The following is a 26,502-nucleotide window of genomic DNA, read 5'->3' as shown; positions in this document are numbered from 1 at the left end:
GTGGAACAGTCCTGGGCGACCCATCGTTCACTCTCGCGGGGCCCATTGCGCCCGAGGGCCTGCCGGAAGCGGGGGCCGCTTTTATAGTGAGGGCGTGGCCACGCACCCGGACAACCTGCGCGCACGACTCGAGGACCGCGCGGACCTCCTGGAGGCCACGCGCCTGCGCTACGTGGCCCTGCGAGGGATGCTGGAGGCGTTCTTCTGGAAGGACCGCGTGCGCGCGCACTTCGAGCTCTTGCGCGAGGTGGCGCAGGTGCAGCCGGAAGTGGACGCCACGCTCGCCGCGCTGAAGCGCCGCGCCGCCGCGGAGGCCTGGCCGCGCGAGGCCGCGCCCATGAAGTTGATGGCGGAGGTGGAGCGGCTGCGCGCGGCCGTCGAGCACGTGGCGCTGCGGCGGCTGCCGGAGGCGGAGCGCTCGGTGTCGTTGGGCGAGGCGCTGCTGCGGTTGGAGGAGGTGGTGCTGGAGGCGGGGCCGCTGTTGGGCGGACGCACCTGGGCCCGGGCCGTGGAGTTGCTGCCGCGCAACCTGCCGGAGCTGCGCGCCGCGTGCGCCGCCGCGGAGGTGTGCGAGCGCGTCTTCAAGCGCCCCACGCCCGAGGGGGTGCTGCCCTTCAACGAGGCGGAGGCGGAGGAGCTGCGCCGCGCCCTGCCCCTGGCCGAGTCCGCGCTGGCCTCGCTGTGGCAACGCCTGGAGCACTTCGACACCAGCGGGAAGGTGAAGGACTTCCTGGCGCGCCGGGCCTCGCGCGTGCCGTTGCATGCGCCGCGCAGTGGACCGGAGCTGGTGCTGCACGCGGCCTTCTGGCACGGCGTGGCGCGGGCGAGGTTGCGCGCGCTGCTGGAGAGCCGCCTGGCGCCCGTCCTCCCGTTGGAGCGGGAGGTGCCGGAGCTGCTGCCGTGGCTGGCCGCGCGCGAGTCGAGCGGCGGGGCCGAGGCGAGGCTCGCTCCGGGCGAGGCCTTCGATGAGGGCCGCGCGGGCCTGTTCGAGCTGGCGGCTGAATTGGCCACCCTGTCTCGTGAGCGTCCCGTGGGAGCCTGGAGCGAGGAGGCCGCCTGGACGCGCTTGTGGAGCGCGGCGCAGCGGGCGCGCGACGAGGGCGGCACGGACGTGGAGCGGCTTCGAGACGCCCTGCGCCTGTTCATCATCCTGCATGGCAAGGCGCAGACGCCGGCCCGGCTGTTCTCACCGTCGCGCGCGCGGACGCGTGCCTCGGACGACCTGGGGCCGGACATGACCCACGTGAAGGACCTGCCCGCGCTGGTGCAGGCCGCGAGGAACGCGGCCTCCCGCCAGGGATGAGCGCGGGAGGCCTGGACGTTGCCGCTTCAGCTCGCCGTGGCCGTGTCGTCCACGAGGGGCATCAGCCGCGTGGCGAGCGCCGCCAGCAGCGCGTCCTCCGCGAAGGCCGCCGCCAGGGCGGGGATGTGGAGCTTCCCCGTGGCCAGCTTCCTCAGCGAATAGAAGGCCCAGGTGGAGGCCACCGCGGCCAGTCCGCCCATCGCCGCCGCGAGCACGACGCGCCGCCGCGTCTGCCCCGACACCGACGAGGCCGCCGCCACCGTGCCCATGAAGATGCGGCCCGTCATGGGCACCCACTTCACGCGCGCGGGAGTCATCGGCAGCTTGTCCGCCACCAGCTCGCCCAGCGCGAGCACCTCCAGCACCCGAGGCACCCAGGGCTTCGACAAGGCGACGGACAACGGGTCCGTCCTCGCTTCCGGCGACTGGGCCAGCTTGCGGCTCACCAGCGTGGGCGCACTCAGACTTCGCATGCCCGCGAGCACTCCCAGCCCCACGGGGGTCAACCAATGTCCTCGTTCCACGGCGTCCACCTCCTCTTCCAGCTGTGACTTCAGTCGTCCCGGCGCGCGCATCGCGTAGAAGCTCACCGGGCCCAGCTCCCCCAACTCGTGTCCGGAGTGGTCCACCTTGCCGTGATGCGCGGGCATGCCGGCGAACTCCGGGTGATTCCGCGTCAGCTCGCGCAGGCGCGCATGCGTCAGCCGGTGCCAGGCGCGCTGGTAGCGCTTGCCCACGAGCGCGAAGCCCACGCGGCTCCACGCATTGGGGAACGTCCCGGGCCGCCAGCTCGCCTCGATTTCGAAGCGCACCTCTCCGGTGTCGTGCTGCTTGCGCAGGAGGAACCACTCCCTGCCTTTTTCGAGGTGGCCGTCCAGCGTCTCGAAGCTGAAGCCATACACGCTGCACGTCTCGCCAATCTCCAGGCGCGTGTCGCCCACGCGCACCGCGCACAGGAAGCGCAGCCGCTCGGCCAATGACTTCAGCTCCAGCAGCACCGTGCGCCCATGCAGCGGCGTGTCGGAGGAGAAGTGCCAGCGGACGATGCGCGGGTCGGAGAAGTCGAAGGTCTCCAGCACGCCCCGGGCACGCTCGAACAGGCCCGTGGGAGACGGCGGGCCCGGCTGCTCGCGGCCCAGCGTGGACACCGAGTGCACCTGGTTCCAGCCCGCCTCCAGCGTCATCTCCCCCGACGCGGCGGTGAAGTTGCGCACCAGCGCGCCCGCCTTCTCCAGCCGGGGGGCCAGCTCGTCGTCCGTCCAGCCGGAGAACCAGCGCCACTCAATCATCGGCGTCGTCTCCTCGTGCGAGGAAGGTGGGCCCGGACATCACGTCTCCACCTCGGGGCTCTTCCTCCAGCTCCCGCGTGTCCGCGTGGATGCCGCCCACCACGCCCTCGCCCGCGGAGAGGGCCACGCGCAGGACGAACTCCGTCCAGGTGTTGGTCTGCATGGCCTCGCCCGCGGTGACGAAGCCCCAGTGGTGCATGTGCGAGCCGGAGCGCGCGCGGCTGCGGATGTGGAAGAGCACGTCCCCGTACTCGTTGCGGTACGCGCCGAAGGTGATGCGCCCCGCCTCCGGGTGGCCCGGCAGGGTGGCGAGCGTCAGGCTCTGGCGGTCCTTGTGGATGACGCGCACGCCGAACTTCCCCGCGCCGACGATGTGCACGGTGAGCAGCTCGCCCTCTTCCAGCGGCTGGTCCTCGCGGGACGGGGACTCGCGCGTGAAGACACACAGCTCCTCCGGCGCGAACTCGGAGAACCGCCGCGCCACCCATTCCAGGATGGCGGCGGGCCGGTGGCGGCAGTGCCGGATGAGGGCCCAGTAGTCGCGTTGCAGGAGCGGGCCCGCGCCTGTCTCGGGAAGCTGGAGTCCTCCCGCTTCTCCGCCCGCCCTGTCCGGTGTGGTGTTGTCGTGGTCCACCCTCTCGCCCTTCGCGTGGTTCGGTCACACCATGATGGGGACCGCGACGCCGGGAGGCATGGGGCTTTCCCGCGAGTGCGGGGATGAGCGGCCGACCTGCCCGGCTGCTCGGGGAGGAAGCACGATGACCCTGGACGTCAACCCCGCGAGTGCCGCGTCGACGCATGAGTACGAGCTGCCCCCCGTGTTGCGCGCGGAACACGCCGACAGCTCGTTCACCCGGCTGCTGGAGCAGCAGGCGGCCAAGATTCCCTCGCACGTCTTCCTCTTCGCCAGCCTGTGCTCGATGGGCGTGTCCCTGGGCCTGGAGCTGGCGGGCCGCAGCCAGCCGGCCCGCTTCATCGGCTCCTGGGTGTCGCCGCTCCTGGTGATGGGCGTCTACAACAAGCTGGTGAAGCTGCTCGGGCCGCGTTGAGGAGGCGGCCCGAGCGGCTTCACTCCACCACGTCCACCTCGCCCAGCGGCAGGTCCACGCCATTCACCCGCGCCTCGAAGCGGTGCGGGCCCGGGTAGTGGCGGCGCGTGGAGAGCCGCGCCAGCGACACGCGCTTGCCCAGGGTCTCCTCCTGGCCGGGCGCCAGCGTCAGCGCGCGCACCTTGAAGACCTTGGGCTTGGGCGCCTCGCCACGCGCCTTGAAGAAGTGCACGGCCAGGTCCACCACGAGCGACTGGGTGCGCTTGGAGCGATTGGCCACCACGAAGCGCACGTCCACCGCGCCACCCAGCTTCGCGCCGCGGGGCAGCTCGGTGACCCGGGCTTCGATTCCGGTGGGCTTGCCCGCGCCCAGCACCTCCAGCGCCGCGGGCTCGCCTCGCTTGATGGCGGAGCGCAGCGCGTGGCGCACCAGCCACTCCCGCTCCGGCGGGGCGTCCTTCAGCCACGCCTTCGCCACCTTCACCAGCACGTCCGGGTGGTCCTTGCCGATGTCGTTGAGGTTGTTGGCCACCGAGCGGCGCACGTACAGGTCCACGTCGTCCTTGAGCAGCTCCAGCAGCTCCAGCACCGGACGCGGGTCCTGCTGGAAGGCGCGCAGGCGCGAGGCCCACGGCAGGCGCGGACGCGTGCCCTCCGACACGAGCCTTCGCACATGGACGCTCTCGTCCTTCGTCCACTCGCGCAGGCGCTTCAGCGTCTTCTCCGGGTGCCGCTCCAGGAAGGGGCGGATGGAGAACTCCGCCGTGAAGCGCTGGGTGAGCGCGTGCTGGGCCCGCATGGACTCCTCGAAGTGCTCCAGGCCGTGCTCGGACACGAACATCGTGTGGGGGAGGTAGAAGAAGACCTCCATGCCCACCCGGTCCGTGTCGCGCAGCGGGCCCAGCGAGCGCACCACCACCTCCACCGCCTTCGGGTAGTCGCGGGGCAGGGCCCGGTGCATGGCCTGGGAGATGTGACGCGCGCGGCCGATGAGCTCATGCCCCTCCAATCCCTGACGTGCCTCCGCGAGGAAGGTGTCCAGGGGGAAGGAAGGCCGGGCTTTGTGCAGCGCGGTGCCCAGCCGCTCCACCAGCCGGGCGTCGAAGAAGGTCTTGAGAGGCTCCGCCATGGGCCGGACCAAAGCCTTTCGTGACGGGGTCCACAAGCCATGTCCAAGCCCTGTCCTACCTTTCAGCGCTGCCAGTGAAGTCTGTCTTCTGCTACTCCTGCGGGTCGTGGCGACGCGCAAGGGCCAGGGCCCTCGGGGTGGGAAGGCAGACGTCGAGGCAGGGCGAGGTTCCGGTGGGGGCCGGAGCGCGCGTGCGTCCTCGTCCTCCGCGCTCCCGCTGCGCGAGCAGCTGGCCTCCGTGACGACGGACCCGCTGGTGTTGCTGGAGGGGTTGTTCCTCCACTCGCCGGTGCCGTACGCCATCTTCGACGCGCAGGGGCACTGCCGGCTGTACAACCCCGCCTACGAGGCGATGTTCGGCTCCAGTCCGCCGCCGGAGTACAGCCTCTTTCGCGACGAGCTGGTGGCGAAGCTGGGGCTGGACGTGCTGCTGCGCCGGGCCTTCGCGGGCGAGACGGTGCAGACGCCGGTCATCTGGTACGACGTGAAGGAGCTGCGGCACGTCGAGGTGAAGGAGGCGCACCGCATCGCCATCGCCTGCACCTGCTTCCCGCTCGCGTCCTCCGCGGGCGAGGTGAGCCACATCGCCCTGGCCTACAAGGACGTGACGGCGGAGCTGGCTGCGCGCGAGGCGGAGCAGCTGGAGCGGCGCAGGCTCTATCAACTGCTCACCCAGGCGCCGGTGGCCATCAACCTGATGCGCGGACCCGAGCTGCGCTTCGAGTTCGCCAACCCGCTGCTGCTGACGCTGATGGGCGGCCGGGAGCTGGTGGGGCGCACGCTCGTGGAGGCGATTCCGGATATCTCTCCGGAGCTGGTGAGCCTGTACCGCGGGGTGTTGGAGACGGGGGAGCGGGTGGTGGCCCACGAGTATCCGATGGCGCTCGACTACGCGGGCCGGGGGCAGGTGGAGACGCGGTACTGGAACCTGCTCTACGAGCCCTTGCGCGACGAGCGGGGCCGGGTGGACGGACTGGTGACGTTCGCCTTCGAGGTGACGGAGCAGGTGCTCGCGCGCCAGGCGGTGGAGAGCCAGCACCGGTGGCTGGAGGCGGTGCTGGACTTGATGCCCATGCCGGTGGTGATGGCGGACCCGGGCACGGGGGACCTGACGTTCTCCAACGCCGCGGCGGACCGGCTGCATGGCCGGGACATCCCCATGCGGGTGCCCGCGTCGCAGTATGGCGAGCTGTTCCACCTCACGGACCTGTCGGGCCGGCGGCTGGGCGCGGAGGAGATTCCCTCCTCTCGCGCGGCGCGGGGCGAGAAGCTGGAGGGCCTGGAGGTCGTCTGGCACACGCACAGCGGGGAGTACGTGCTCAGCATCTCCTCGGAGATGTTGCCCGCGATGCATGGGCATCCGGCGGTGACGGTGCTGCCCTTCCTGGACATCACCCGCCTGAAGACGGTGGAGCAGCGGCTGCAGGAAGCCATCCGCGCGCGCGACGAGTTCCTGTCCGTGGCGAGCCACGAGCTGAAGACGCCGCTGACGGTGCTGGGCCTGAGGCTGCAGGCCTTCGCGCGCGCGACGCTTTCGGACCCGGACTCCGCCTGGGCGAAGCGCCATGGCCGCGAGGTGCAGGGGATGTTGCGGCAGGTGATGCGGCTGGCGGACCTGGTGAACGGGCTCCTGGACGTGTCGCGCATCGGCACGGGGCGGCTGCGGTTGGAGTACGAGCAGGTGGACCTGCGCGAGCTGGTGCGGGAGGTGGTGGCGCGCTTCCAGCCGGAGGCGGAGCGGGCGGAGTGTGAAGTGGACGTCTCCGGCGTGGAGTCCGCGACGGGCGCGTGGGACCGGATGCGGCTGGAGCAGGTGGTGACGAACCTGGTGTCCAACGCGCTCAAGTACGGCGCGGGGCGGCCCGTGCGGGTGTCCGTGGCGTTGGAGGCGGAGCGGGCGCTCTTGCGCGTGCGCGACGAGGGCATCGGCATCAGCCCCGAGGCCCAGACGCGCATCTTCCACAAGTTCGAGCGCGCGGTGTCCGAGCGCAACTACGGCGGCCTGGGGCTGGGCCTGTATGTCGCGCGCACGCTCGTGGAGGCGATGGAGGGCCTCATCCGCGTGGACAGCCGGCCGGGCGAGGGCGCCACCTTCACCGTGGAGTTGCCGCTGCGGCCATCGGAGCCCGCCGTCGCCGTCAAGAGCCTGGCGTCCTGAAGGGCTCCTGTTCGAGCGTGTCTGTGTTTCGCCCGGCCCCTCGGTGAGCGCGGGCGCGAGATAACCTCCCCGCGCCGGCGCGGAGGCGGGTATACGGTGGGGGCCGTGCGCCTCCTCGCACTCCACGTCCAAGACTTCCGCAATCTCGCGCAGGTGACGCTCACGCCCAGCGCCCATGCCACCATCTCCGTGGGGCAGAACGGGCAGGGCAAGACGAACCTGCTGGAGGGGCTCTACTTCCTCGCCACGCTCAAGCCGCTGCGCGCCGGGCGCCTGTCGGAGCTGGTGCGCTGGGGCACCCAGACGGCGCGCGTGTCCGGCCGCTTCCTCCTCAAGGGAGCCGAGCGCGAAATCGCCGTCGAGGTCGGCGGCGGCACGCGGCAGGCCTTCGTGGACGGAAAGAAGGCGGCCAGCCTGGAGGAGTACTTCGGCGGCGTCTCCGTGGTGGCCTTCACGCCGGATGATTTGGAGGTGGTGAAGGGCGGGCCGGACTCACGTCGCGGCTTCCTGGACCGGGCGGTGTTCAACCGCTTCCCCGCGTACCTCCGGGAGAGCCGCGAGTACGCGCGCGCGCTGAAGAACCGCAACCGGCTCCTGCGCGAGGGCGGCGCGGCGGACCCGGCCTACCTGGACGCCTACGACGAGACGCTGGCCAAGGCCGGGGCGCGCATCTACGCGCGGCGGCGGGCGCTGATGGCGGAGCTGGCGCCGCGCGCCCAGGCGACCTTCGCCTCGATTGGTCGCACGGTGGAGCCGGCCTCGTATGGCTATCACCCGGCGCACCTGGGCGGGGACTTCGCCGCGGCGGATGAGGCCTCGCTGGCCCTGGCGCTGCGCGAGTCGCTGGGCGAGCGCCTGCGCAGGGATTTGGACCGGGGCTTCACCTCGGTGGGACCGCACTCGGACGACGTGACGGTGACGCTGGGCGGCCGCAGCGCCCGGGCCTATGCGAGCCAGGGGCAGCAGCGGGCGCTGGTGCTCGGCTGGAAGATTGCTGAAATCGAGAATCTGGAGACGAGCATGGGCTTCCTGCCGCTGCTCATGCTGGACGACGTGTCGAGCGAGCTGGACCCGGAGCGCAACGCCTACCTGATGGACTACCTGGCGAAGAGCGGCGCGCAGGTGTTCCTGTCCACCACGGATGGCTCGCTGGTGCGCGGGGCCGCGGCGGAGGACACGCTGTGGCTCTCCGTGCACGCGGGGCAGGTGACGACCCGGGACGCGGACGTCCCCGTCGAGGGCTGACGACTCACGGCGCCGAGCGGCGCCGGTGCCAGGGCCAGTGCACGTTCATCCGCCGGGCGTGGTGCGGGCGCCGGGGCGGCAGGTCTTCCTGCCGGACGTGCTCGAAGAAGGCGAAGCGGTACTCGGCCCAGAGCACTCCAAAGGCCACCGCGAACAAGAAGGTCCCCAGGCTCAGCCACCACACGGTGCCGGTGGCGACCGCGACAGTGGCGAGGGCCAGCAGCCCCAGGCTCAGGCCCAGGGAGATTTCCCGCAGCTTCTTCGACTCGCTGAAGGCCATGCCCATGGACACGAGCGCCATGGCGAGCAGCCCTATCGCCACGCCGTAGGCCGTGCGTGCGTACAGGCTGGCAATCGACAGGAGGAAGAGGCCGAAGCCGAATATCGCGAGTCCCCCATCCATGTGTCGCCTCCTCGTGTGGTGACTTCTCCCAGAAGCGGGAGGAGGGGACGGGCGGGTCGCCGTGTCCCGGTGGGGTGATGACTGGAACATGCGGACACGAGGGGCACCAAGGGACTCCCCCTGGGCTCGCGCCCGGTGAAATTGATTGTCGACGGGGCACTCGACCTGCCCTTTTCCGGACGGGGAATGCGGCGGCGAGACGGCGATATCAGGCGGCTCGGTCGTGAGACCTGGAAGGTTCAGTGTCGAGCATCCGCCGTCCTGGGGTGGAGGGAGGGGTGGATAGTGGACGTTTTATCGCGCGGAATTCCTTGCGGCGCCGCTCCTGGTGTCGCATGACTTGCCCGCACAAGGCCGGAAGTGCCGACGCGAAGAAACGGTGCCATGTCGAGGATGACGCTGCTGCTCGTGTTGCTCGCATCCCTGGTGGGCTGCCGCCGCGTGAGCTTCGAGGACTCCGTGTTGTCCAAGCCGGAGGTGCGCTACCGCGTGGGCGAGCTGCCCAAGCACTGGCGCCGGGTCTGGCTGGAGGACAACGATTTGGCCTTCGCCGAGGAGGGCACGGGCCGCGCGGTCTCCATCAACGCGACGTGCAAGGGGCACGACGACCCGCCGCTCCCGGTCCTCACGCGGCATTTGCTGATGGGCTTCACCGAGCGCCAGGAGGTGTCCAGCCACCTCATCGCCATGGACGGGCGCGAGGCGCTGCGCAGCCGCTACCTGGCGAAGATGGACGGGGTGCCCGTGGAGCTGGAGCTGGTGGTGTTGAAGAAGGACAACTGCGTCTTCGACTTCTCCTACGTGGCGCCGCCGGGGCTCGCGGCCGAGCGCATGCCGGACTTCGACGCGTTGCTCGCGGGCTTCGAGTCGGAGCACTTCGGATGAGCCCCTCGGCGGAGGCGGAGGCGCCGGAGGTGGTGGAGGTCGCTGCACAGGAGCGCCCCAGCGTGGTGGAGCGCGCGAAGCAGCGGCTGGAGTCGCTGGGCGCGATGACGCAGATGACGGGGCAGGTGCTCAGCCGCGCGGTGCGGCCTCCGTTCGACGGCGCCGCGCTCATCTTCCAGGTGGAGACGCTGGGGGTGCGCTCGCTGCCAATCGCGCTGCTCACGGCGACGTTCGCCGGGCTCGTCATCTCGTTGCAGTTCGGCTACTTCCTGGCGCGCTTCGGCGTGCAGTACACGGTGGGGCGCGTGGTCGTCCTCACGCTGTTCCGGGAGCTGGCGCCGGTGTTGACGGCGCTCACGGTGGGCGCGCGCCTGGGCAGTGGCATGGCGGCGGAGCTGGGGGCCATGACGGTGACGGAGCAGGTGGACGCCATCCGCGCGCTGGGGGCGGACCCGCTGCGCAAGCTGGTGGTGCCCCGCGTGCTCGCGTGCCTGCTGGTGATGCCGGTGCTCACGGTGTTCGCGGACGTGGTGGGCCTGGTGGCGGGCGCGCTGGTGGTGAACGCGCAGTACGCCATCTCGCTGGACCTGTTCTTCCAGGGCGCGCTGGACGCGGTGTTCATGATGGACTTCGTGTCCGGCGTGTTCAAAGGCGCGGTGTTCGGCTTCATCATCGGGCTGGTGGGCTGCTTCAAGGGCCTGACGGTGGAGGGCGGCACGGAGGGCGTGGGGCGCGCGACGACGCAGACGGTGGCGATTACCTCCGTGGCGGTGTGCCTGGCGGACTTCTTCATCACCAAGGTGACGTTGTACCTGTGACGCGACATGGCCTTCTCCCACCGCAAGAAGGAAGCACCCACGTTCGAGTTCCACCGGCCCACGCCGGGCGAGCAGCTCATCCACTTCGAGCACCTCCAGAAGGCGTTCGGCGCCAAGCGCGTCTATGACGACCTGGAGCTGGACGTGCGTGCGGGGGAGACGCTGGTGGTGCTGGGGGGCTCGGGCACGGGCAAGAGCGTGTTGCTCAAGTGCCTCATCGGGTTGCAGCGGCCGGACGCGGGACGCATCCTCTTCCAGGGCCACGACGTGACGGGCTTCTCGGAGGAGCAGTTCATCCCGGTGCGACGGAACGTGGCGATGGTGTTCCAGGGCGCGGCGCTGTTCGACTCGTTGAGCGTGGGGGAGAACGTGGCGTATCCGCTGCGGGAGCACTTCCCGGACATGCCGCTGGACGAGGTGCGGCAGCGGGTGGCGGAGAAGCTGGCGTTGGTGAACCTGCCGGGGACGGAGCGGCTGATGCCGTCGGACCTGTCGGGCGGCATGAAGAAGCGCGTGGGGTTGGCCAGGGCCATCGCCACCAACCCGGAGGTCATCCTCTGGGACGAGCCCACGACGGGGTTGGACCCGGTGACGACGCAGTCCATCAACTCGATGATCAACTCGATGAAGAAGAAGCTCGGCTGCACCTCCATCGTCGTGACGCATGACCTGGTGAGTGCGTTCGCGGTGGGGGACCGGATGGCGATGCTGGCCAACCGGCGCATCGTCCAGGTGGGGACGCGGGACGAGTTCCGGCGCTCCAAGGTGCCGGAGGTGCGGGCGTTCCTGGATGCGCGCCGGGTCGAGCTGGAGCCCGGAGGCATGTCATGAGCCTGTTCACGTCCTCGTCGGGCGAGAAGCGGCTGGCGTTGCGCGCGGGGCTGTTCGTGGCCATCGGCCTGGCGGTGGCGGGCGTGGTGGTGTTCTTCATCGGCCAGGAGTCGCGGCTGTTCCAGCGGCAGATGACCTACCGGGCGTACTTCACCAACGTGCAGGGCTTGAGTGACCAGTCCCCGGTGTGGCTGGGGGGGCTGGAGGTGGGGAAGGTGACGGGCATCTACTTCTCCGAGGACCCGAAGGACCCGAAGCTGGAGGTGCGGCTTCAGGTGGCGTCGAGGTACGCGGACCGCGTGAAGGAGGACTCGCTGGCGCAGCTCACGAGCATGGGCGTGCTGGGGGACAAGGCGGTGGACATCTCGCTGGGCAGCCCCACGTCGCCGCCGGTGGAGCCGGGCGGGGTGTTGTCGTCCTCCACGAGTGGAGACCTGTCCAACCTGCTCAAGAGCGCCAGCGAGGTGATGGACAACTCGGTGGCCATCAGCAAGTCGTTGCTCAAGACGGTGGACGCGTACGGGGACCCCCAGCTCGCCAAGGACGTGCAGCGGAGCATGGCGTCGCTGCGGGGGTTGTTGGAGCAGGTGGAGAAGGGGGACGGGGTGCTGCATGCGCTCATCTACGACAAGGAGGCGGGGCGCGAGGTGCGCACGCTGATGGCGAACGCGTCGAGCGCGGCGCAGCGGGTGGACGGCGCGGTGGGACATTTGGAGGCGCTGCTGCGCGAGGTGCGCACGGGTGACGGCACGGCGCACGCGCTCATCTACGGAGACGAGGGCGCGATTGCGCTGCGGGAGCTGGGCTCGGCGGCGGGGCAGCTGGCGGGGCTGATTGAGGACGCGAAGAAGAGCCCGAACGGGGCGGTGCACCAGCTGGTGTACGGCGATGCGAGCGGGATGTTCGCGGACCTGGGCAGCGCGGCGGAGGACCTGAAGAAAATCACGGCGACGGTGGCCAAGGGCGAGGGCACGCTGGGCGGGCTCATCAGCGACCCGACTGTCTACGAGGACCTGCGCGAGGTGCTGGGCAACGTGAAGCGCAACCGCATCCTCCGGGCGCTGGTGCGCTTCTCGTTGGACAACAGGAAGGACCTGGACCAGATGGGCAAGGTGCAGCGCGTGGAGCCCAAGGCCGAGGCACCGAAGCCGGCGGAGCCCGTGGTCGCGCCTGTGCCCGTGGATGCGGCGCCCGCCCCGGTGCCCGCGGCGGAGTAGCTCGGGTCAGCGGGTGGGCAGCTCGCGGAGGGCCCGACGAGGCCTGGTGCGCCCGTAATGCCAGCAGGGTCATGAGTCTGGGCGCACCGCGAACCAAACCTGAATGCACACTTGCGCGCCTTCGGCGTGGCATGCGGGTCTGATGAGGGCAGGTCTTCCTGCGTCGTTCCGGACGGTGGCTGGTTGCACACCGCGCTCCGTGATAGCGATTCCGGTGTGCCTCGCTCCCGGCTCGCCGTCGCCCTGGAACGGTATCCCCTGCGCCACCAGCTTGAGGAGGCTGACTGTGGCCCCGCGTGTCTGGAGATGGTCTCCGCGTACCACGGCGCCACGCACTCGCTCGCCGCGCTCAAGGAACTCGCGCACGTGCAGGTGGTGGGCACGTCGCTGCCGGACCTCGCCAGCGCCGCCGAGCAGGTGGGCTTCAAGGTCCGCGCCTTCCATGTCGAGGACCCCTCCGAGTTGGAGGACGAAGAAGGCCAGGCGCTCCTCCCCGGCATCGCCCACTGGGAGGACAACCACTTCGTCGTCCTCTACTCCGTCACTCCCAAGGAGGCCGTCATCGGAGACCCCGCCCAGGGACTCCGACGCATCCCTCGCGCGAAGCTCGGTGAGTACTGGGACGGCATCCTCCTCTCGCTGGAGCCCACCGACGCGCTCTTTCGTCCCGCGCCGCTTCCTGTCGCCACCGTCCCTTCACGTCGTCTCGGTGCGCTGAGCCGCTTCGGCCGGGGGCTGCTGCGCTACCGCCTGCTGTTGTTCCAGGTGTTCGTCACCACCGTGCTCCTCCAGGCACTGGCGCTCGCGCAGCCCCTGCTCATCCAGGGGCTCGTCGACAAGGCGGTGGGCGGCCGGAACGTGTCCCTGCTCACGGCCATTGGCGTGGGCCTCGGTGTGCTGCTCGTTGCTCAAATCGCCGTCGCGATTGCTCGCGGCGCGGGGCTCTTCCTGTTGTCCCGAGGCTTCTCCGCCCTCCTGCTCGCGCGGTTCTGGAAGCGTCTGCTGTCCCTGCCCGTGACGTTCTTCGCCCGGCGCCACCGCGGTGATTTGCTCAAGCGCATCGAGGACCACCAGCGCATCCGCCGCGTCCTCCAGGGCGCTTCGGTGTCCGTGTTGCTCGACCTGGTGATGCTCGTGGGCTACGGCGTCGTGCTCTTCCTCTACGACGCCACCGTGTTCGGCATCTTCGCCGCCTGCGCGACGCTGTACTCGCTGTGGACGCTGGTGCTCATGCCCCGGCGCACCGTGCTGGACCACCAGCGCTTCCGGGTGGCAGCCGAGGCGAGCCGGCTGGAATTGCAGATGCTCGGCGGCATCCAGACGCTCAAGGCCTGCGGCGCCGAGCGCCAGGTGCGCACCCGCTGGGAGAAGCTCCAGGCCCGCGAGGCCGAGGCCGCGCGCCGCATCTGGCTGCATGACACCGTCCACACCTCCGGCGCGCAGCTCGTCAACCAGTCCATGTACGTGGGCATCCTCGTCTACGAGGCCCACCTCGTGCTCCAGGGCCAGCTCACGCTGGGGCAGATGGTCGCCACGCTCGCCATCCTCGGCCTCGCGCTTGCGCCGATGCAGAACCTGGTGATGTTCATCCACCAGCTCCAGGACGTCGTCATCTCCCTGCGCCGCGTGGACATCGTCTACGAGTCCCAGCCCGAGCTGCGCGACGACACCGCCCCCGTCACCGGCGCGCTCACCCAGGCCCCCGAGCTCCGACTGGAGGGCGTCACCTTCCGCTATGGCTCGCCCAACGAGCGGCCCGTGCTGGACAACGTGAGCTTCACCCTGCCGGCGGGGAAGATGACGGCGATTGTCGGCCGCTCGGGCGCGGGCAAGACGACGCTCACCCAGGTGCTCTACGGCCTCTATCGCCCCGAGCAGGGCCGCGTCCTCTACGACGGCCAGCCCCTGGAGACGTTCGAGCCGACGGCGCTGCGCCGCTCGGTGGCCTTCGTCTTCCAAAAGACGGACATCTTTGACGGCACGTTGGCGGAGAACATCGCGCTGGGGGACGAGGCCCCGGACCCGGAGCGCCTGCTGCACGCCGCGCGCACCGCGTGCCTGGACGAATTGCTCGCGCTGCCCAACGGCCTGAAGACGCGGATTGGCGAGGCGGGCGTGCGGCTGTCCGGAGGCGAGGAGCAGCGGCTCCAGCTCGCGCGCGCCATCTACCGGCAGCCGCGCGTGATGTTCCTCGACGAGGCCACCAGCCACCTGGACGCGGCGCTGGAGCGCGCGATTACCGAGGCCCTCCAGCGCGAGGCGGCGGGGCGCACGCTCGTCGTCGTGGCCCACCGGCTGTCCACCGTGCGCCGCGCGGACAAGATTGTCGTGCTCGACAAGGGCCGCGTCGTCGAGGAGGGCACCCACGACGAGCTGGTGGTCCTGCCGAACGGCCGCTACCGCGCGCTCGTCGAGAACCAGATGGAGCAGCGATGAAGCCCGAGCCCGGCCATGACGTGGACGACGTCGACGAGGAACCCGTGATGACGGACGAGCTGCGCGCGGTGATGCACCCGCGTCCGCACCGGGTGCTGCTGTTCACCGCCGTGCTCGTCGTGGTGCTTGGCGCACTGGCGTGGCTCGCAACCCGCACGGTGCTCGCGTCACTGTGGCGATGAAGCGCGCCGCGCATGCCGGACCAGCGTCCGCGTGAGGTGTCCCGCCACGTCCGTCCCCGCGCCCGCGTCGAACCCCAGGAACATGGGCGAGCCGTTCAGCTCCAGGAACTTGAGCTCCCCATCCAGGCCGCGCTTCAAGTCCAACCCCGTCCACCTCAGGCCCAACACCTCGCACGCCCTCACGCACTGTCGAGCCACCTCCGCCGGCAGCACCACCTGCTCCATCCGCTCCTCGTTCTGCCGGAAGTCGAGCGCGGACGTGACGATGCGCAGGGAGGCGATGACCTCGCCATCCAGCACGTACACACGCAGGTCCTCGCCGGGCAGCAGCTCCTGGAACGTCACCGGCGCGGCGGCCAGCGCGGCGAGCCTCTCCTCCGTGAGGTCCTCCGGCAGCAGCTCCCGAGTGGCGGCGCCCCCCAGGATGGGCTTGTAGGCCACGCGCCCGTTCGCGGCGAAGCGGCGCACCGCCTCCGCGTCATTCGTCCACAGCGTCCGAGGCACCGGCAGCCCCGCGCCCTTGAGCGCCGCGAGCTGCGCCGGCTTGTGCAGCACCCAGTCCGCGGAGGGCGGGTTGTACAGCGGCACGCCCAGCCGCTCCCACCGCCCGATGAGCCCCAGCAGCAGCGCGGCCTTCTCACGGAACGCGGTGAGCGTGGTGCGCCAGTCCTCCGTCATGGCCTCCTCGGCATCCACCATGAAGGCCAGCGGGTGCGCGTGCAGGCCGCGCAGATACACGGCGGCGGGACGCCCCACGGCGCGCCCGTCCACGAGGATTCCGTCCAACGCCTCCGTGAGCGATATCCGCGTCTCGTCGGGGAAGGCCAGCGTGTCGACGATGGCGCTGTCCACGCCCTCCGCGCCCAGGCGCCGCGCCATCTCCTGGACGTGCGCGTCCTCGCGCGAGCCCACCAACACCACCCCGCCTGTCCCCGCCGCTGGCATCATGGTTTGAGAGCGAACCAGATGCCCCGCAGGGCCGCCAGCACCATGCACCGCGTCAATCGCGCGTGCCCGGGTCTCCGTCCTTCGTCTCCTCGCCCACCGCCATCGTCGTTATCTGTCCGGGCTTGGGCTTCTTCGGACCCGGCTTGGCCTGCTCCCGTGTGGGCACCAGGTCCTTCACGAACAGCCCGCGTGAAGCTTTCGCCCTGCGCCCCAGTGTTTCACGTTGTTTCATGTCGGCCTCCTGCGTCGAAGAGTGTGTCGCCGCGCGGCAAGACGCCACTTCAACCCAGACATGGCTTGTCCGACAGGGAGGGGCTCTCCTGACCCGTTTGACGTAAGGGGAATCATTCATAAATATCCCGGTTCCCCCGCATTTTCCGAGGAGTCGGGAATGTCTCGTATCGTTGCTCGTCGTGGCGGCCGTTTCGCGGTTCTCGTCGGCACCATCGCCGCGCTGTCCGGCTGTTCCAACGCTCCTCCGGAGGCGCAGGGCGAGCCCACGCCTCCCGCGACGGAGGAGCAGCCCACGCAGCAGGTGCTCAACGCCCGTGGCTGTGGCGTGAATCCGTCCGCCGAGGAGATGGCGGAGATGGAAGGCCGCTTCGCCATGGAGCGCGCGGTGTCTGACTTCGCGCGCGCGAATGGCTCGGTGACCATCCCCACCTACTTCCATGTCATCAACAAGGGCACGGGCGTGGCGAACGGCGACATCACCGCCGCCATGATTACCAACCAGATGAACGTGCTGAACGCCGCGTACGCGAACACGCCGTTCAAGTTCACGCTGACGGCGACGGACCGCACCACCAACACCACCTGGTACAATCTGGCCTCCGGCTCGTCGGCCGAGCGCGCCATGAAGACGGCGCTGCGCAAGGGCGGCAAGAACGCGCTCAACATCTACAGCGCGAACCTGAGCGGCGGCCTGCTGGGCTGGGCGACGTTCCCCTCCAGCTACGCCAGCAACCCGACGATGGACGGCGTGGTGATTCTGTACTCCAGCGTCCCCGGCGGCAGCGCGTCGCCGTACAACCTGGGCGACACGGGCACGCACGAGGTCGGCCACTGGCTGGGCCTGTACCACACGTTCCAGGGCGGCTGCTCCGGCTCGGGTGACTCGGTCAGCGACACGCCGGCGGAGGCCTCTCCCGCGTACGGCTGCCCCACGGGCCGCAACACCTGCTCCTCCACGGGCAACGACCCCATCACCAACTTCATGGACTACACCGACGACTCCTGCATGAACACGTTCACCGCCGGCCAGTCGGCCCGCATGGACTCGCAGGCCCTCACCTACCGCTGAAGCGGGGTGTTGGACAGCCGTTGACGAAGTCGCGACGCCGGGGCGCTCATCACGCTCCGGCGTCGTCGTTTTCAGTGACTTCCTCCGGAGACCTGGGCTCCAATCCGCGCCCATGCAAGCGCTCGCCCTCCGTGAGGCCCGTTTCCTGGATGTGCTCCGGCGACTCATCGCCCTGACGCCCAAGCTGCAGAACAACCCGGGCGCGGGGCTGGTGCCAGAAGAGCGGCTCGCCGCGCAGGTGGTGCTGGACACGCTGGGGCCGCACATCGCCAGCGGCTTCATCCAGGCCGAGTCCCTGGCCTCCGCCGGCAACGAGTCCCGCCCCAGCCTGGTGCTCACCGTGAAGGGCACGGGCGAAGGCGCGGTGGGCTTCGTCGGCGCGCACTTCGACGTCGTCCCCGCGGACCAGCAGGCCGAGGGCTGGGAGCACAGCCCCTTCCAACTGCACGAGGGCCCGGACGGGCTGCTCTACGGACGCGGCGTCACGGACTGCCTGGGCCATGTCGCGGTGGCGACGGACCTGCTCGCGCAGCTCGCGGAGTCGGGCGTGCGTCCGCGCCGCACGCTGAAGGTGGTGCTCATCGCCAACGAGGAGTCGTCCGATTTGCCGGGCCTGGGCCTGGGCTACGTCGCGGAGCAGGGGCGGCTCAAGGACCTGGCCGGGCAGCCGGTGTACTGGCTGGACAGCGCGAACTTCGGCCCCACGCTGGGCACCGCGGGCATCAGCCTGTGGTCGCTGAAAGTCACGGGCGTGGGCGGCCACTCGGGCATGCCGCAGAACTGCGTCAACGCGCTGGAGCTGGCCATGGCCGCGTCGCTGGAGCTGTCGCGCTGGTTCCATGCGCGCTACCCGCCCTCCGACGACGAGAAGCGCTGGGGCTTCCTGGCCACCTCCAGCCTCAAGTCCACGGTGGTGGAGGCCGCCAACGCCAAGGAGACGAAGATTCCCTCGGACGTCACCGTGCGCGGCGACATCCGCCTCACGCCGTTCCACGATTTGGCCGAGGTGCGGCGGGCCACCGAGGACTTCATGAAGGCGCTGGACGCGCGGCTGGAGCGCGACGACGTGCCGCCGGGCTTCCCGCGCACGCGCACCGCGGACGGCCGGCGCGGCACGCTGTCGCTGCGCTTCGAGGGAGGAGGCACCGAGGGCATCGCCTGCAAGCTGGACTCGCCGGGCCTCCAGGCGCTGAAGGACGCGATGAAGCAGGTGCGGGGCGTGGACGCGCAGCCCTTCTCGCTCACCGGCTCGCTGCCGCTGGTGAGGGACCTGCAGCGTCAGGGCTGCGACGTGCAAATCACGGGTTTCGGAGAGATGAAGTACTACCACGCGCCCAACGAGCAGGCGCACCTCCAGGACTTCCGCCAGGGCTTCTCCATCCTCCGCGAACTGCTCGAGCGGCTGTGAGCGGGCCAGGCCAGGGTTACAGTGGGACATCCACAGCTTCGGCCCGCGTCGGGCCGGAGCGCTGCCGAGGAGCGGTGACGCCGTGAGAGATTTGCTGATGATTCCGGGGCCGGTGGAGTTCGAGCAGGAGGTGCTCCAGGCGCTCGGCGCTCCCTCCTATGGCCACACGGACCCGGCCTTCATCGCCATCTTCGGCCGCGCGCTGAAGCGGCTGCGCGAGGTGAGCCTCGCCCCCGGCGCGCAGCCCTTCGTCGTCTCCGGCTCCGGCACGCTCGCCATGGAGCTGGCGGTGGCCAACCTGGTGGAGCCCGGTGACGCCGCCCTGGTGGTGAACACGGGTTACTTCAGTGACCGGATGGCGAAAATCCTGGAGCGGCATGGCGCGAAGGTGACGCACGTGCGCGCTCCTCCCGGTGACGCGCCGACGGTGGAGGAGGTGGAGGCACAGCTGAAGCGCGGCGGCTTCAAGGTGATGACTGTCACGCACGTGGACACGTCCACCGGCGTGCTGACGCCCGTGGAGGGCCTGTCGCGGGTGGCGCGCGAATTGGGCGTGCTGTCGGTGGTGGACGGCGTGTGCGCCACGGCGGGCGAGGCGTTCCACCAGGACGCGTGGGGCGCGGACGTGTACCTCACCGCGAGCCAGAAGGCGGTGGGCGTGCCGCCGGGGCTGGCGCTGCTCACCGTGGGGCCGCGCGCGCTGGAGGCGTGGCGGAAGCGCCGCGTGCCGGTGGCCAGCGTGTACTCCGACTGGGCGGAGTGGCTGCCCATCATGGAGGCGTACGAGGCGGGCAAGCCGGCCTACTTCGCCACGCCGCCCGTCAACCTCGTGTGCGCGCTGGACGTGAGCCTGGGGCAGATTCTCGCCGAGGGACTGGAGGCCCGCTTCGCCCGGCACCAGCGCCTGGCGCGCGCCTTCCGTGCCGCGTGGCGGGGGCTGGGCCTGCGCATGCTGCCGGTGTCCGAGGCGGTGACGGCGAACACGCTGAGCGCTGTGTACTACCCGGACGGCGTGGACGCGTCGCTGGTGGGCCGCGTGAAGGCGGAGGGCGTGGTGGTGGCCGGTGGACTCCACCCCGACCTCAAGACGCGCTACTTCCGCGTGGGCCACATGAACCGCGTGGGCCCCGCGGACTTGCTGACCACCGTGGGGGCCGTGGAGCGCGCCCTGCTCGCTGCGGGATATCGCTGTGAGCCCGGTGCGGGCCTCGCCGCCGCCGAGGCCTCTCTCACCGCTCGATAAGCCCGCACTCCCTGGGTCCCCCGCACCCTGGACGCGGCGTGTCCTCTCGGGTCCTGGGAGTGAAATGTGCCCGAAATCCAAGGGGTTCGTGTGGTGGATGAACCCTTCCACGGACCCTGGGGCGTGCTGGAATCATTCGACAGGGGTAGAAAAGTATGAGAGGGTTGGCATCTAGGAAGTGGGGGGAAGCCGGCGAAATCTGAAAATCCATCGGAAACGCCGGACGTGTCCCCTGAGTCGAGGCAGTGCGAGTCCCCTCGGGGGAGACGACCATGTACGTAGGTACGGAAGCGAGCAGTGGCGGCGGGGCGGCGTGGGAGCTGGAGCAGCGCCGCTTGGCGGCGACGGACGAGGACCAGGCGCGGGGCATGTTCTTCCAGGGCTCCCTGCACGTCATCGCGTACCTGGGCGGTGACGGCGCGGTGGCGCGGTGCAAGGGCGTGGCGGGGGTGTGGGAAATCAACCCGTTCCACCTGTACTCGGTGTCGCGCTACCTGCGGATGGTGTCCACGGCGGCGCGGCTGCTGGGCCCGCAGCTCAACGGCTTCGAGAGCGTGCTGGGCCGGATGGGCTCGCAGGCGACGAATGACTTCCTGGCGTCGCTGTTCGGCCGGCAGCTGCTGGCGGAGGCCGCGGGCAGTCCTCGCATGTTGCTCGACTCGCTGGGTGACGCGTACCGCATGGCGGTGAGCTACGGCGAGCGGTACCCCTTGTGGACGGGTGAGCGCAGCGCGCGCTTCATCATGCGCCGCGACTTCATGCCGGCCGCGTACCACGAGGGCGTGCTGCGCGGCGCGCTGGAGGCGGTGGGCGCGCGCGACGTGCGGGTGAGCGGCCGGCAGGTGGCGTTGCTGGACAGCGAATACGAGCTGTCCTGGCGGTAGCAGGGAGTCCGCCGCGGCGGCCCGTGAGCTGGGCGCGCCGCGTGTGGGAGGCCGAGGGCGTCAGTTCGCGTCGTTGACGGCGAGGAGAGGCAGGGCTTCCAGTCCGCTGCCGCCGCCGAGGCTCTCGGTGGAGGAGACGAAGGGCTGGGGCACCACCCGCGCCGTGTCCAGGGCCGGGGTGACGTCCACCAGGGCATCGATGAGCGCCTTGAGCACCATGAAGTGCTGCGTGTCCACGCCTTCGATGGAGGCGAGGATGAAGCGGTGCTCGGGTGTCTGGAGGCCCTTGAGGACGCGGTTGAGTGCAATCGCGGCGCGGCGCTCCTCGTTGGCGGCGAGCTTGAGGACGTTGCCGACGGAGGGGCGGAAGCCAGGCGGCGGGGTGAACCGGGCGTCGTCCTCGCGGACGGCGGTGCCTCCCAGGTTCGTCACGGTGGTCGACAGCAGGGCGGCGTGGGCTTCGTGGTCCTGCTGGAACTCGGTGGCGAGCGCGAGCGCGAGCGCGGCCAAATCCCTTTCCTCCTGGGGGCGCCAGGGGGCGTCGCGCGCGTCGGTGAGGATGACGGCGCTTTGGGCGTAGGCGTCGAGGAGGGTGTACTCGGCGACGAGCAGGGTGTTGAGGGCGCTGGCCTCGCGGGCGCGGTCGATGGGGCCGAGCTGGTGTTGGGAGTCGGAGCGCTCCAGGGCCTCGCAGGCGGGGAGCGTGGAGGCGGCCGTCGCGGCGGCGAGGACCTGGAGGAGCTGGCGGCGGGCGAGGACGGAGTCGGGGTGGTTCTGGGTCTTCATGGGGTGGGGCTCCTCACCGTGTGACGTCGTAGAAGGGCAGGTCCGTCTCGTCGTCGAGGCCGGGTGCGCCGTCGACGGTGATGGCGAAGGACCTGGGGACGAACCGGGCCGCCACGGGGGCGAGCGCGTCGGCGGGCTGGTTGACGGTGGAGGCGGGGGGCGTGACGAAGCCGCTCGCGGCCAGGTTGAGGACGACGAAGTGCTGGGACTCCACCGCGCCGATGGCGGCGGCCAATTCCGCGTTGTCCGCGAGCACGAGGGACTTCTGCGCGTCGGTGTAGCCGATGGCGGCGGCCTTCTCCGCGTTGGTGGCCAGGTCGATGACGTTCTTGATGCCAGGCACGAAGTCCGCGGGGACTTGCGCGGTGCCCTCGCCCACGTCGTCGACGCCGGCCAGGCGGGTGATGTAGCGCGCGAGTCTTTCGGCGTGCTCGGTGTGTTGCTGGCGGAAGTGCAGGGCGATGGCCTTGACGATGCCCTGGAACGGGAAGAGCGGGTCGGTCGGGGTGGCGGTGTCGAGCACGCTGACCGCGGCGTCGTAGGTCTTGATGGCGTTGCGTTCAGCGGTGAGCAGCGCCTTGAGGGGCGCGAGGTCATCCTGGGGTGACAGGGCCAGGGCGGGAGTGGCGCGGGTGAGCAGGCCCGTGGCGAGGCCAAGGCTCGCGGCGGCCGTGGCGCGTCTCAGAGCGGCACGGCGAGAGAGTTCTTCGGTCATGGGTCCATCCGAGGAGGCGGTCGGAAGTGGTGGATGCCGGGCGCCCCCTGAAGCCCGGCACGGGCGCATACGCCGAAGGTGTGGAGGGGGATTTTCCGGCGCGCGGTGGAATCGCCGACGGCGGCGTCCGCGTGACACACGGCGCGAGGCCCTTAGGTCTCCGGGGCGGGCCCCCGTTCGTCGGTGGACCGTGTCAATGGATTGGAGTCCGCTCCAGGATGCTGGAGTGGGACGGGGTGGCACCTGGACACTGTCGCGTCACGGGCGTCCGGGAGTGACTCCAGGGCATGTGGGGGCGGCGAGGGGCTGGGGGCCCTCCACCGTGACGCGAGCACCAGCAGGAGCGCTCGCCTCCTCCGTCGCTCCGCTCGAAATCACGGAGCTTGAGACATCGCGAGTCTCAATCCACCCGTCGCTCCCTGGAATCCAGAGATGCAATCCCGCGCCGAGCCGCATATTGGCCAGTGCTCAACAACCCCACGGCCCGAACGAAACGGGCATGGGACACGGCGGCTGTTTCACGAGAGAGGAATGACGCCAGCGTCGGGAGCGCGCGCTAGTCTCGACGCTCGACGGAAGAAGTCCGGGTGTGGCGCGTCGCACGGGGCCTGCTGGGCGCGTGCAAGCGGGCGCGGGCGGGTTGCCGCGACAAGGAGGCGAGTGAGTGACTGGGCCGTTGCTGGTGGTGGATGACGACGCGGACCTGCGCGAGGCGCTGGAGGAAGTCCTGCGCGACGCGGGCTACGAGGTGATGGGCGCCAGCAACGGAAAGCACGCGCTGGACGTGCTCGGCGCCACCCGCGAGCTCCCCATCCTGGTGCTGCTCGACATGATGATGCCCGTCCTGGATGGCGCCGGCTTCGCCCGCGCCATGCGCCAGGTGCCAGAGTGGCGCGACATCCCCGTGCTCGTCTTCTCCGCGTCCGCCAACGCCCGCCAGGTCGCCGAAGAGATTGGCGCGTGCGGACACCTGCGCAAGCCCGTGGACGTGGACACGCTGCTGGACGCCGTCCGCAAGCACCAGGCGTCCTGAAGCGCTCGCGACGTCTGCCCGCTCTCCGACATGCCGGCACACCCAGGGCAGCCAGGCGCAATGCCCGTTTGACGCTTCGCGAGGGGGGCTGGTAAGTGCCCACTTAACACGCAAGCTTCGACGGAGGTCAGATGCACACCAACGCGCTCACGCTGCTCATGATGCAGCTCATCGTCATCATCGGCGTGTCGAGACTGATTGGGCGTGGAACGCGCTGGTTGGGCCAGCCGCTGGTCATCGCGGAGGTGGTGGCGGGCATCGTCCTGGGCCCCTCGCTGCTCGGGTGGCTGGCGCCGGACCTGATGAACGCGCTGTTCCCCACCGACTCGCTGCCCGTGCTGAAGATGCTCAGCCAGGTGGGCCTGGTGCTGTTCATGTTCCTGATTGGCCTGGAGCTGGACCCCAAGCTCCTGAAGGGCCGAGGCCACGCGTCGGTGGCCATCAGTCACACCAGCATCGTCGTGCCCTTCGCGCTGGGCGCGGTGGCGGCCGCGCTGTGGCTGTACAAGGACTTCTCCGACCCGAGCGTGCCCTTCTCGTCGTTCGTGCTCTTCATGGGCGTGGCGATGAGCATCACCGCCTTCCCGGTGCTCGCGCGCATCCTCACCGAGCGCGGCCTCCTGCAGTCGCGCATCGGCGCCATCGCGATTACCTGCGCGGCGGTGGACGACGTCACGGCGTGGTGCCTGCTGGCCTTCGTGGTGTCCATCGTCCGCGCCTCGAACCTGGCGCAGGCGGGGCTCACCACGGCGTTCGCCATGGGCTACATCGCCTTCATGCTGCTGGCGGTGCGGCCCTTCCTCGCGCGCCTGGGCGCCCGGGTGGCCAGCCGCGAGGGCCTGACGCAGAACGTGGTGGCGGGCACGCTGCTGTTGCTGCTGGCGTCCGCGTGGGCCACGGAGCTCATCGGCATCCACGCCCTCTTCGGGGCCTTCCTCTTCGGCGCCGTCATCCCCAAGGAGGGCGGTCTGGCGGAGGCGCTCTCGGAGAAGCTGGAGGACGTGGCGGTGGTGCTGCTGTTGCCCGTCTTCTTCGCCTTCAGCGGCCTGCGCACCCAGATTGGTCTGCTCAACACGCCCGAGGCGTGGCTCACGTGTGGCGCCATCATCCTGCTGGCCTGCGTGGGCAAGTTCGGCGGCAGCGCGGTGGCGGCGCGGCTGACGGGCATGCGGTGGCGCGAGGCGGGGGCCATCGGCATCCTGATGAACACGCGCGGCCTGATGGAGCTCATCGTCCTCAACCTGGGCCTGGACCTGGGCGTCATCTCGCCCACGCTCTTCACGATGATGGTGCTGATGGCGCTGGTGACGACGTTCATGACCACGCCGCTCCTGCAGCTGTTCTATCCGACGGAGGAGCTGGCCCGGGACAGGCTGGTGATGGACCCGCCCGCTCCCGCCGGCTCGACGCCCTACACGGTGTTGATGTGCGTCTCCCACCAGCAGGCGGGCCCCGGCATGGCCAGCCTCGCCAAGGCGCTGTCCGGGGGAGAGGGCGCGCAGTTGCACGCGCTGCACCTGGTGCATCCGGAGCGCGTGTCGCTGCGCACGGAGTCGGAGCCCCGAGCCTCGGAGCACGAGCCGGAGGGGGATGGCGCGCTCGCGCCGCTGCTGGGTCGGGCCAAGAGCCTGGGGCTGGCGGTGAGGCCCCTGTCCTTCGTGTCCACGGAGCCCGCGCAGGACATCTGCCGCACGGCGGAGGCGAAGCACGCGGACCTGGTGCTGCTGGGCTGGCACAAGCCGCTGTTCAGCCAGACGGTGCTGGGCGGCACGGTGCACGAGGTGATGCAGGCCGCGTCCGGCACCGTGGCGGTGCTGGTGGACCGGGGCCTGTCGGACATCAAGAAGGTGTTGGTGCCCTTCATCGGCAGCCGGCATGACCGCGCGGCGCTGAAGCTGGCGCGGCGGCTGATGCGGCAGTCCGGCGCGGAAATCACGGTGCTGCACGTGACGTCGCGGGAGAGCAACGGCGCGCGCGCGCAGGTGGACGAGCTGTTCCCGGCGGAGGAGGGCTCGGGCGTGCGGCTGAAGGTGGTGCAGCACGCGTCGCCCGAGGAGGCCGCGCTGGAGGAGGCTCGCCACGGAGGCCACGACCTGGTGGTGGTGGGCGTGGGCGCGCCGTGGGGCCTGGAGGACCGGGTGTTCGGTCTGCAGCGCGAGCGCATCGTCCGCGACGCCCCGGGCTCGCTGCTGGTGGTGCACGAGTCGGAGCCCGTGGTGGAGGCCGCCGCCGCGTCCCAGGCCGCCGCTCGCGCGGTGGCTTCGAGGAGCTGAGCGTCATGCACCTGGGCGCGACGCTGCGACTGCTGCGGGTGGACGCGGGCCTGTCCTTGAGGGACATGGCCCGCCGCATCGGCGTGTCGAGCGCGTACCTCAGCCGGGTGGAGCACGGCGTGGACGCGCCGCCCACGGCGGAGCGGCTGACGGCGATTGCTCGCGAGCTGGACGTGCCGCCCGCGCTGCTGATGGACGTGGCGAACCGGATGAGCCCGTACGTGTCCGAGTACCTGGAGGACGTGCCGGGCGCCGGGACGCTCTTCCTGGAGCTGGCACGGCGGCGCCTGTCGGGGTCACAGCTGGCCCGGGTGCGCGACTTCCTGGACGTGGAGTTCCCCGTGAGGGGCGGCCTGTCCGACGCGCCGGTGCCGGCGCTGGCGCCGCTGCTGGCGCCGGAGCGGGTGGTGCTCCAGCTCTCCTGCGGCGGCTGGGAGGACGTGCTGGACGTGGTGGCGGGACGGCTGGCCGCGACGCTGCCCGGCATGGACGCGGCGCGACTGGCGGAGCGGCTGCGCCAGCGGGATGACGAGTCCTCGTGCGCGGTGGGCGGCGAAGTCGCCGTGCCCCACGTCTTCCTCCAGGGCGCGGCGCCGGTGGCCGCGCTGGTGACGCTGGCGAAGGGCCTCCAGGTGGACACCCCGGACGGCCGGCCGCTGCGGCTGGTGGTGGCGGCGGTGGACGGCGAGCGCGGCCGCGTGCGGCTCACGCGCATGGCCCACGTGGCCCGGCTGGCGGCGCGCGGGCTGGCGGCGAGGCTCGACGAGGCCCGGCAGCCCGGACAGGTGCTCGCCGTGCTGGAGGAAATGGAAGCGCTGCGCTGACTCAAGGCCTCCGCTAGTCGCAATGCTGATCAGTTAGGTAGCCCTTGCATGGGGCTACCAAGCTGGTTGAGGGTGTGGCGATCTCGCTCTTGGAGATCGCTACATGGGGCTGGCTCAGGCCGTCCAGGGCGCCGCGTTGG

Annotated in this window: 25 protein-coding genes; 17 read left to right on the top strand and 8 right to left on the bottom strand. The window is 70.5% G+C overall.

The window, feature by feature from the left end; translation table 11 throughout:
• Positions 1 to 94 precede the first annotated feature (94 nt).
• Complete coding sequence (locus tag LZ199_RS24230; protein ID WP_253996119.1) at positions 95 to 1,303, top strand: hypothetical protein; 1,209 nt, start codon at positions 95 to 97, stop codon at positions 1,301 to 1,303.
• A 26-nt stretch (positions 1,304 to 1,329) separates the two neighbouring features.
• On the opposite strand, the gene LZ199_RS24225 is transcribed toward LZ199_RS24230, so the two are convergent.
• Together LZ199_RS24225 and LZ199_RS46730 are read right to left on the bottom strand one after the other, a co-directional pair.
• Positions 1,330 to 2,592, bottom strand: coding sequence for a DUF1990 family protein (locus LZ199_RS24225; RefSeq protein ID WP_253996118.1), 1,263 nt, complete (start codon positions 2,590 to 2,592; stop codon positions 1,330 to 1,332).
• Entirely contained in the window at positions 2,585 to 3,226 is a 642-nt protein-coding gene (locus LZ199_RS46730) for a DUF1990 family protein (RefSeq protein WP_253996117.1), read from the bottom strand. The genes LZ199_RS24225 and LZ199_RS46730 overlap by 8 nt, the downstream gene beginning before the upstream one ends.
• Before the next feature lie 124 nt (positions 3,227 to 3,350).
• Between LZ199_RS46730 and LZ199_RS24215 the strand changes: the two genes are divergently transcribed.
• Positions 3,351 to 3,641, top strand: coding sequence for a hypothetical protein (locus LZ199_RS24215; RefSeq protein ID WP_253996116.1), 291 nt, complete (start codon positions 3,351 to 3,353; stop codon positions 3,639 to 3,641).
• Positions 3,642 to 3,660: 19 nt separating this feature from the next.
• Here LZ199_RS24215 and LZ199_RS24210 read toward each other — a convergent pair whose 3' ends face one another.
• On the bottom strand, positions 3,661 to 4,770 hold the full coding sequence (locus tag LZ199_RS24210) for a DNA alkylation repair protein (RefSeq protein ID WP_253996115.1): 1,110 nt from the start codon (positions 4,768 to 4,770) through the stop codon (positions 3,661 to 3,663).
• Between the two features lie 238 nt (positions 4,771 to 5,008).
• Between LZ199_RS24210 and LZ199_RS24205 the strand changes: the two genes are divergently transcribed.
• Both LZ199_RS24205 and recF read left to right on the top strand, forming a co-directional pair.
• Positions 5,009 to 6,928, top strand: a complete 1,920-nt coding sequence (locus tag LZ199_RS24205; RefSeq protein WP_253996114.1) for a sensor histidine kinase — start codon at positions 5,009 to 5,011, stop codon at positions 6,926 to 6,928.
• Positions 6,929 to 7,033: 105 nt separating this feature from the next.
• Complete coding sequence (gene recF / locus LZ199_RS24200) at positions 7,034 to 8,173, top strand: DNA replication/repair protein RecF (protein ID WP_253996113.1); 1,140 nt, start codon at positions 7,034 to 7,036, stop codon at positions 8,171 to 8,173.
• A gap of 4 nt (positions 8,174 to 8,177) precedes the next feature.
• On the opposite strand, the gene LZ199_RS24195 is transcribed toward recF, so the two are convergent.
• Entirely contained in the window at positions 8,178 to 8,576 is a 399-nt protein-coding gene (locus LZ199_RS24195) for a hypothetical protein (protein ID WP_253996112.1), read from the bottom strand.
• Between the two features lie 384 nt (positions 8,577 to 8,960).
• On the opposite strand from LZ199_RS24195, the gene LZ199_RS24190 reads away from it, so the two are divergent.
• The 6 genes from LZ199_RS24190 to LZ199_RS24165 all read left to right on the top strand — a co-directional run bounded on the left by LZ199_RS24190 (position 8,961) and on the right by LZ199_RS24165 (position 14,945).
• The gene (locus LZ199_RS24190; protein WP_253996111.1) at positions 8,961 to 9,461 is read left to right on the top strand and encodes a hypothetical protein; all 501 of its coding nucleotides are present in this window, start codon (positions 8,961 to 8,963) and stop codon (positions 9,459 to 9,461) included.
• Positions 9,458 to 10,279 (top strand): MlaE family ABC transporter permease, encoded by an 822-nt coding sequence (locus LZ199_RS24185; RefSeq protein ID WP_253996110.1) that lies wholly within the window; start codon positions 9,458 to 9,460, stop codon positions 10,277 to 10,279. Before LZ199_RS24190 ends, LZ199_RS24185 begins: the two co-directional genes overlap by 4 nt.
• 6 nt (positions 10,280 to 10,285) lie before the next feature.
• The gene (locus LZ199_RS24180; protein WP_253996109.1) at positions 10,286 to 11,110 is read left to right on the top strand and encodes an ABC transporter ATP-binding protein; all 825 of its coding nucleotides are present in this window, start codon (positions 10,286 to 10,288) and stop codon (positions 11,108 to 11,110) included.
• Complete coding sequence (locus LZ199_RS24175; protein WP_253996108.1) at positions 11,107 to 12,327, top strand: MlaD family protein; 1,221 nt, start codon at positions 11,107 to 11,109, stop codon at positions 12,325 to 12,327. Before LZ199_RS24180 ends, LZ199_RS24175 begins: the two co-directional genes overlap by 4 nt.
• 216 nt (positions 12,328 to 12,543) lie before the next feature.
• Positions 12,544 to 14,763 (top strand): peptidase domain-containing ABC transporter, encoded by a 2,220-nt coding sequence (locus LZ199_RS24170; RefSeq protein WP_253996107.1) that lies wholly within the window; start codon positions 12,544 to 12,546, stop codon positions 14,761 to 14,763.
• On the top strand, positions 14,760 to 14,945 hold the full coding sequence (locus LZ199_RS24165; RefSeq protein WP_253996106.1) for a hypothetical protein: 186 nt from the start codon (positions 14,760 to 14,762) through the stop codon (positions 14,943 to 14,945). The genes LZ199_RS24170 and LZ199_RS24165 overlap by 4 nt, the downstream gene beginning before the upstream one ends.
• Here the strand turns inward: LZ199_RS24165 and LZ199_RS24160 are convergent.
• On the bottom strand, positions 14,931 to 15,893 hold the full coding sequence (locus LZ199_RS24160; protein WP_253996105.1) for an ATP-grasp domain-containing protein: 963 nt from the start codon (positions 15,891 to 15,893) through the stop codon (positions 14,931 to 14,933). The two genes, LZ199_RS24165 and LZ199_RS24160, sit on opposite strands and share 15 nt — an antisense overlap.
• A 52-nt stretch (positions 15,894 to 15,945) precedes the next feature.
• Positions 15,946 to 16,125: a hypothetical protein gene (locus LZ199_RS24155; protein ID WP_253996104.1), complete on the bottom strand. Its 180-nt coding sequence runs from the start codon at positions 16,123 to 16,125 to the stop codon at positions 15,946 to 15,948.
• A 159-nt stretch (positions 16,126 to 16,284) separates the two neighbouring features.
• Between LZ199_RS24155 and LZ199_RS24150 the strand changes: the two genes are divergently transcribed.
• From LZ199_RS24150 to LZ199_RS24135, 4 genes are all read left to right on the top strand, one after another.
• Complete coding sequence (locus tag LZ199_RS24150) at positions 16,285 to 17,196, top strand: zinc metalloprotease (protein WP_253996103.1); 912 nt, start codon at positions 16,285 to 16,287, stop codon at positions 17,194 to 17,196.
• A gap of 112 nt (positions 17,197 to 17,308) precedes the next feature.
• A complete protein-coding gene (locus LZ199_RS24145; protein WP_253996102.1) occupies positions 17,309 to 18,604 on the top strand; it encodes a M20/M25/M40 family metallo-hydrolase in 1,296 nt (431 codons plus the stop codon).
• Between the two features lie 82 nt (positions 18,605 to 18,686).
• Positions 18,687 to 19,847: a pyridoxal-phosphate-dependent aminotransferase family protein gene (locus tag LZ199_RS24140; protein ID WP_253996101.1), complete on the top strand. Its 1,161-nt coding sequence runs from the start codon at positions 18,687 to 18,689 to the stop codon at positions 19,845 to 19,847.
• Positions 19,848 to 20,119: 272 nt separating this feature from the next.
• Complete coding sequence (locus LZ199_RS24135; protein ID WP_253996100.1) at positions 20,120 to 20,731, top strand: TIGR02265 family protein; 612 nt, start codon at positions 20,120 to 20,122, stop codon at positions 20,729 to 20,731.
• Positions 20,732 to 20,791: 60 nt separating this feature from the next.
• Here LZ199_RS24135 and LZ199_RS24130 read toward each other — a convergent pair whose 3' ends face one another.
• Together LZ199_RS24130 and LZ199_RS24125 are read right to left on the bottom strand one after the other, a co-directional pair.
• Positions 20,792 to 21,517, bottom strand: a complete 726-nt coding sequence (locus LZ199_RS24130; protein WP_253996099.1) for a ferritin-like domain-containing protein — start codon at positions 21,515 to 21,517, stop codon at positions 20,792 to 20,794.
• A 13-nt stretch (positions 21,518 to 21,530) separates the two neighbouring features.
• Positions 21,531 to 22,232 carry a ferritin-like domain-containing protein gene (locus LZ199_RS24125; protein WP_253996098.1) on the bottom strand — a complete coding sequence of 234 codons (702 nt, stop codon included), beginning with the start codon at positions 22,230 to 22,232 and terminating at the stop codon, positions 21,531 to 21,533.
• 664 nt (positions 22,233 to 22,896) lie between these two features.
• Between LZ199_RS24125 and LZ199_RS24120 the strand changes: the two genes are divergently transcribed.
• The 3 genes from LZ199_RS24120 to LZ199_RS24110 all read left to right on the top strand — a co-directional run bounded on the left by LZ199_RS24120 (position 22,897) and on the right by LZ199_RS24110 (position 26,362).
• Positions 22,897 to 23,265: a response regulator gene (locus LZ199_RS24120; protein ID WP_253996097.1), complete on the top strand. Its 369-nt coding sequence runs from the start codon at positions 22,897 to 22,899 to the stop codon at positions 23,263 to 23,265.
• A 131-nt stretch (positions 23,266 to 23,396) separates the two neighbouring features.
• Positions 23,397 to 25,538, top strand: coding sequence for a cation:proton antiporter domain-containing protein (locus LZ199_RS24115; protein ID WP_253996096.1), 2,142 nt, complete (start codon positions 23,397 to 23,399; stop codon positions 25,536 to 25,538).
• Between the two features lie 5 nt (positions 25,539 to 25,543).
• On the top strand, positions 25,544 to 26,362 hold the full coding sequence (locus tag LZ199_RS24110; RefSeq protein ID WP_253996095.1) for a helix-turn-helix domain-containing protein: 819 nt from the start codon (positions 25,544 to 25,546) through the stop codon (positions 26,360 to 26,362).
• Positions 26,363 to 26,502 lie beyond the last annotated feature (140 nt).

Source organism: Myxococcus qinghaiensis (assembly GCF_024198215.1).
Taxonomy (GTDB): domain Bacteria; phylum Myxococcota; class Myxococcia; order Myxococcales; family Myxococcaceae; genus Myxococcus; species Myxococcus qinghaiensis.
This window is presented reverse-complemented; position numbering and strand designations above follow the sequence as displayed.

What these genes read in the sequence shown, in the direction of transcription:
- LZ199_RS24225 (WP_253996118.1), bottom strand. Translation starts at nt 2,592, where the DNA reads ATGATTGAGTGGCGCTGGTTCTCCGGCTGGACGGACGACGAGCTGGCC.
- LZ199_RS24215 (WP_253996116.1), top strand. Translation starts at nt 3,351, where the DNA reads ATGACCCTGGACGTCAACCCCGCGAGTGCCGCGTCGACGCATGAGTAC.
- LZ199_RS24210 (WP_253996115.1), bottom strand. Translation starts at nt 4,770, where the DNA reads ATGGCGGAGCCTCTCAAGACCTTCTTCGACGCCCGGCTGGTGGAGCGG.
- LZ199_RS24195 (WP_253996112.1), bottom strand. Translation starts at nt 8,576, where the DNA reads ATGGATGGGGGACTCGCGATATTCGGCTTCGGCCTCTTCCTCCTGTCG.
- LZ199_RS24190 (WP_253996111.1), top strand. Translation starts at nt 8,961, where the DNA reads ATGTCGAGGATGACGCTGCTGCTCGTGTTGCTCGCATCCCTGGTGGGC.
- LZ199_RS24185 (WP_253996110.1), top strand. Translation starts at nt 9,458, where the DNA reads ATGAGCCCCTCGGCGGAGGCGGAGGCGCCGGAGGTGGTGGAGGTCGCT.
- LZ199_RS24180 (WP_253996109.1), top strand. Translation starts at nt 10,286, where the DNA reads ATGGCCTTCTCCCACCGCAAGAAGGAAGCACCCACGTTCGAGTTCCAC.
- LZ199_RS24175 (WP_253996108.1), top strand. Translation starts at nt 11,107, where the DNA reads ATGAGCCTGTTCACGTCCTCGTCGGGCGAGAAGCGGCTGGCGTTGCGC.
- LZ199_RS24165 (WP_253996106.1), top strand. Translation starts at nt 14,760, where the DNA reads ATGAAGCCCGAGCCCGGCCATGACGTGGACGACGTCGACGAGGAACCC.
- LZ199_RS24160 (WP_253996105.1), bottom strand. Translation starts at nt 15,893, where the DNA reads ATGATGCCAGCGGCGGGGACAGGCGGGGTGGTGTTGGTGGGCTCGCGC.
- LZ199_RS24155 (WP_253996104.1), bottom strand. Translation starts at nt 16,125, where the DNA reads ATGAAACAACGTGAAACACTGGGGCGCAGGGCGAAAGCTTCACGCGGG.
- LZ199_RS24150 (WP_253996103.1), top strand. Translation starts at nt 16,285, where the DNA reads ATGTCTCGTATCGTTGCTCGTCGTGGCGGCCGTTTCGCGGTTCTCGTC.
- LZ199_RS24145 (WP_253996102.1), top strand. Translation starts at nt 17,309, where the DNA reads ATGCAAGCGCTCGCCCTCCGTGAGGCCCGTTTCCTGGATGTGCTCCGG.
- LZ199_RS24135 (WP_253996100.1), top strand. Translation starts at nt 20,120, where the DNA reads ATGTACGTAGGTACGGAAGCGAGCAGTGGCGGCGGGGCGGCGTGGGAG.
- LZ199_RS24130 (WP_253996099.1), bottom strand. Translation starts at nt 21,517, where the DNA reads ATGAAGACCCAGAACCACCCCGACTCCGTCCTCGCCCGCCGCCAGCTC.
- LZ199_RS24125 (WP_253996098.1), bottom strand. Translation starts at nt 22,232, where the DNA reads ATGACCGAAGAACTCTCTCGCCGTGCCGCTCTGAGACGCGCCACGGCC.
- LZ199_RS24115 (WP_253996096.1), top strand. Translation starts at nt 23,397, where the DNA reads ATGCACACCAACGCGCTCACGCTGCTCATGATGCAGCTCATCGTCATC.
- LZ199_RS24110 (WP_253996095.1), top strand. Translation starts at nt 25,544, where the DNA reads ATGCACCTGGGCGCGACGCTGCGACTGCTGCGGGTGGACGCGGGCCTG.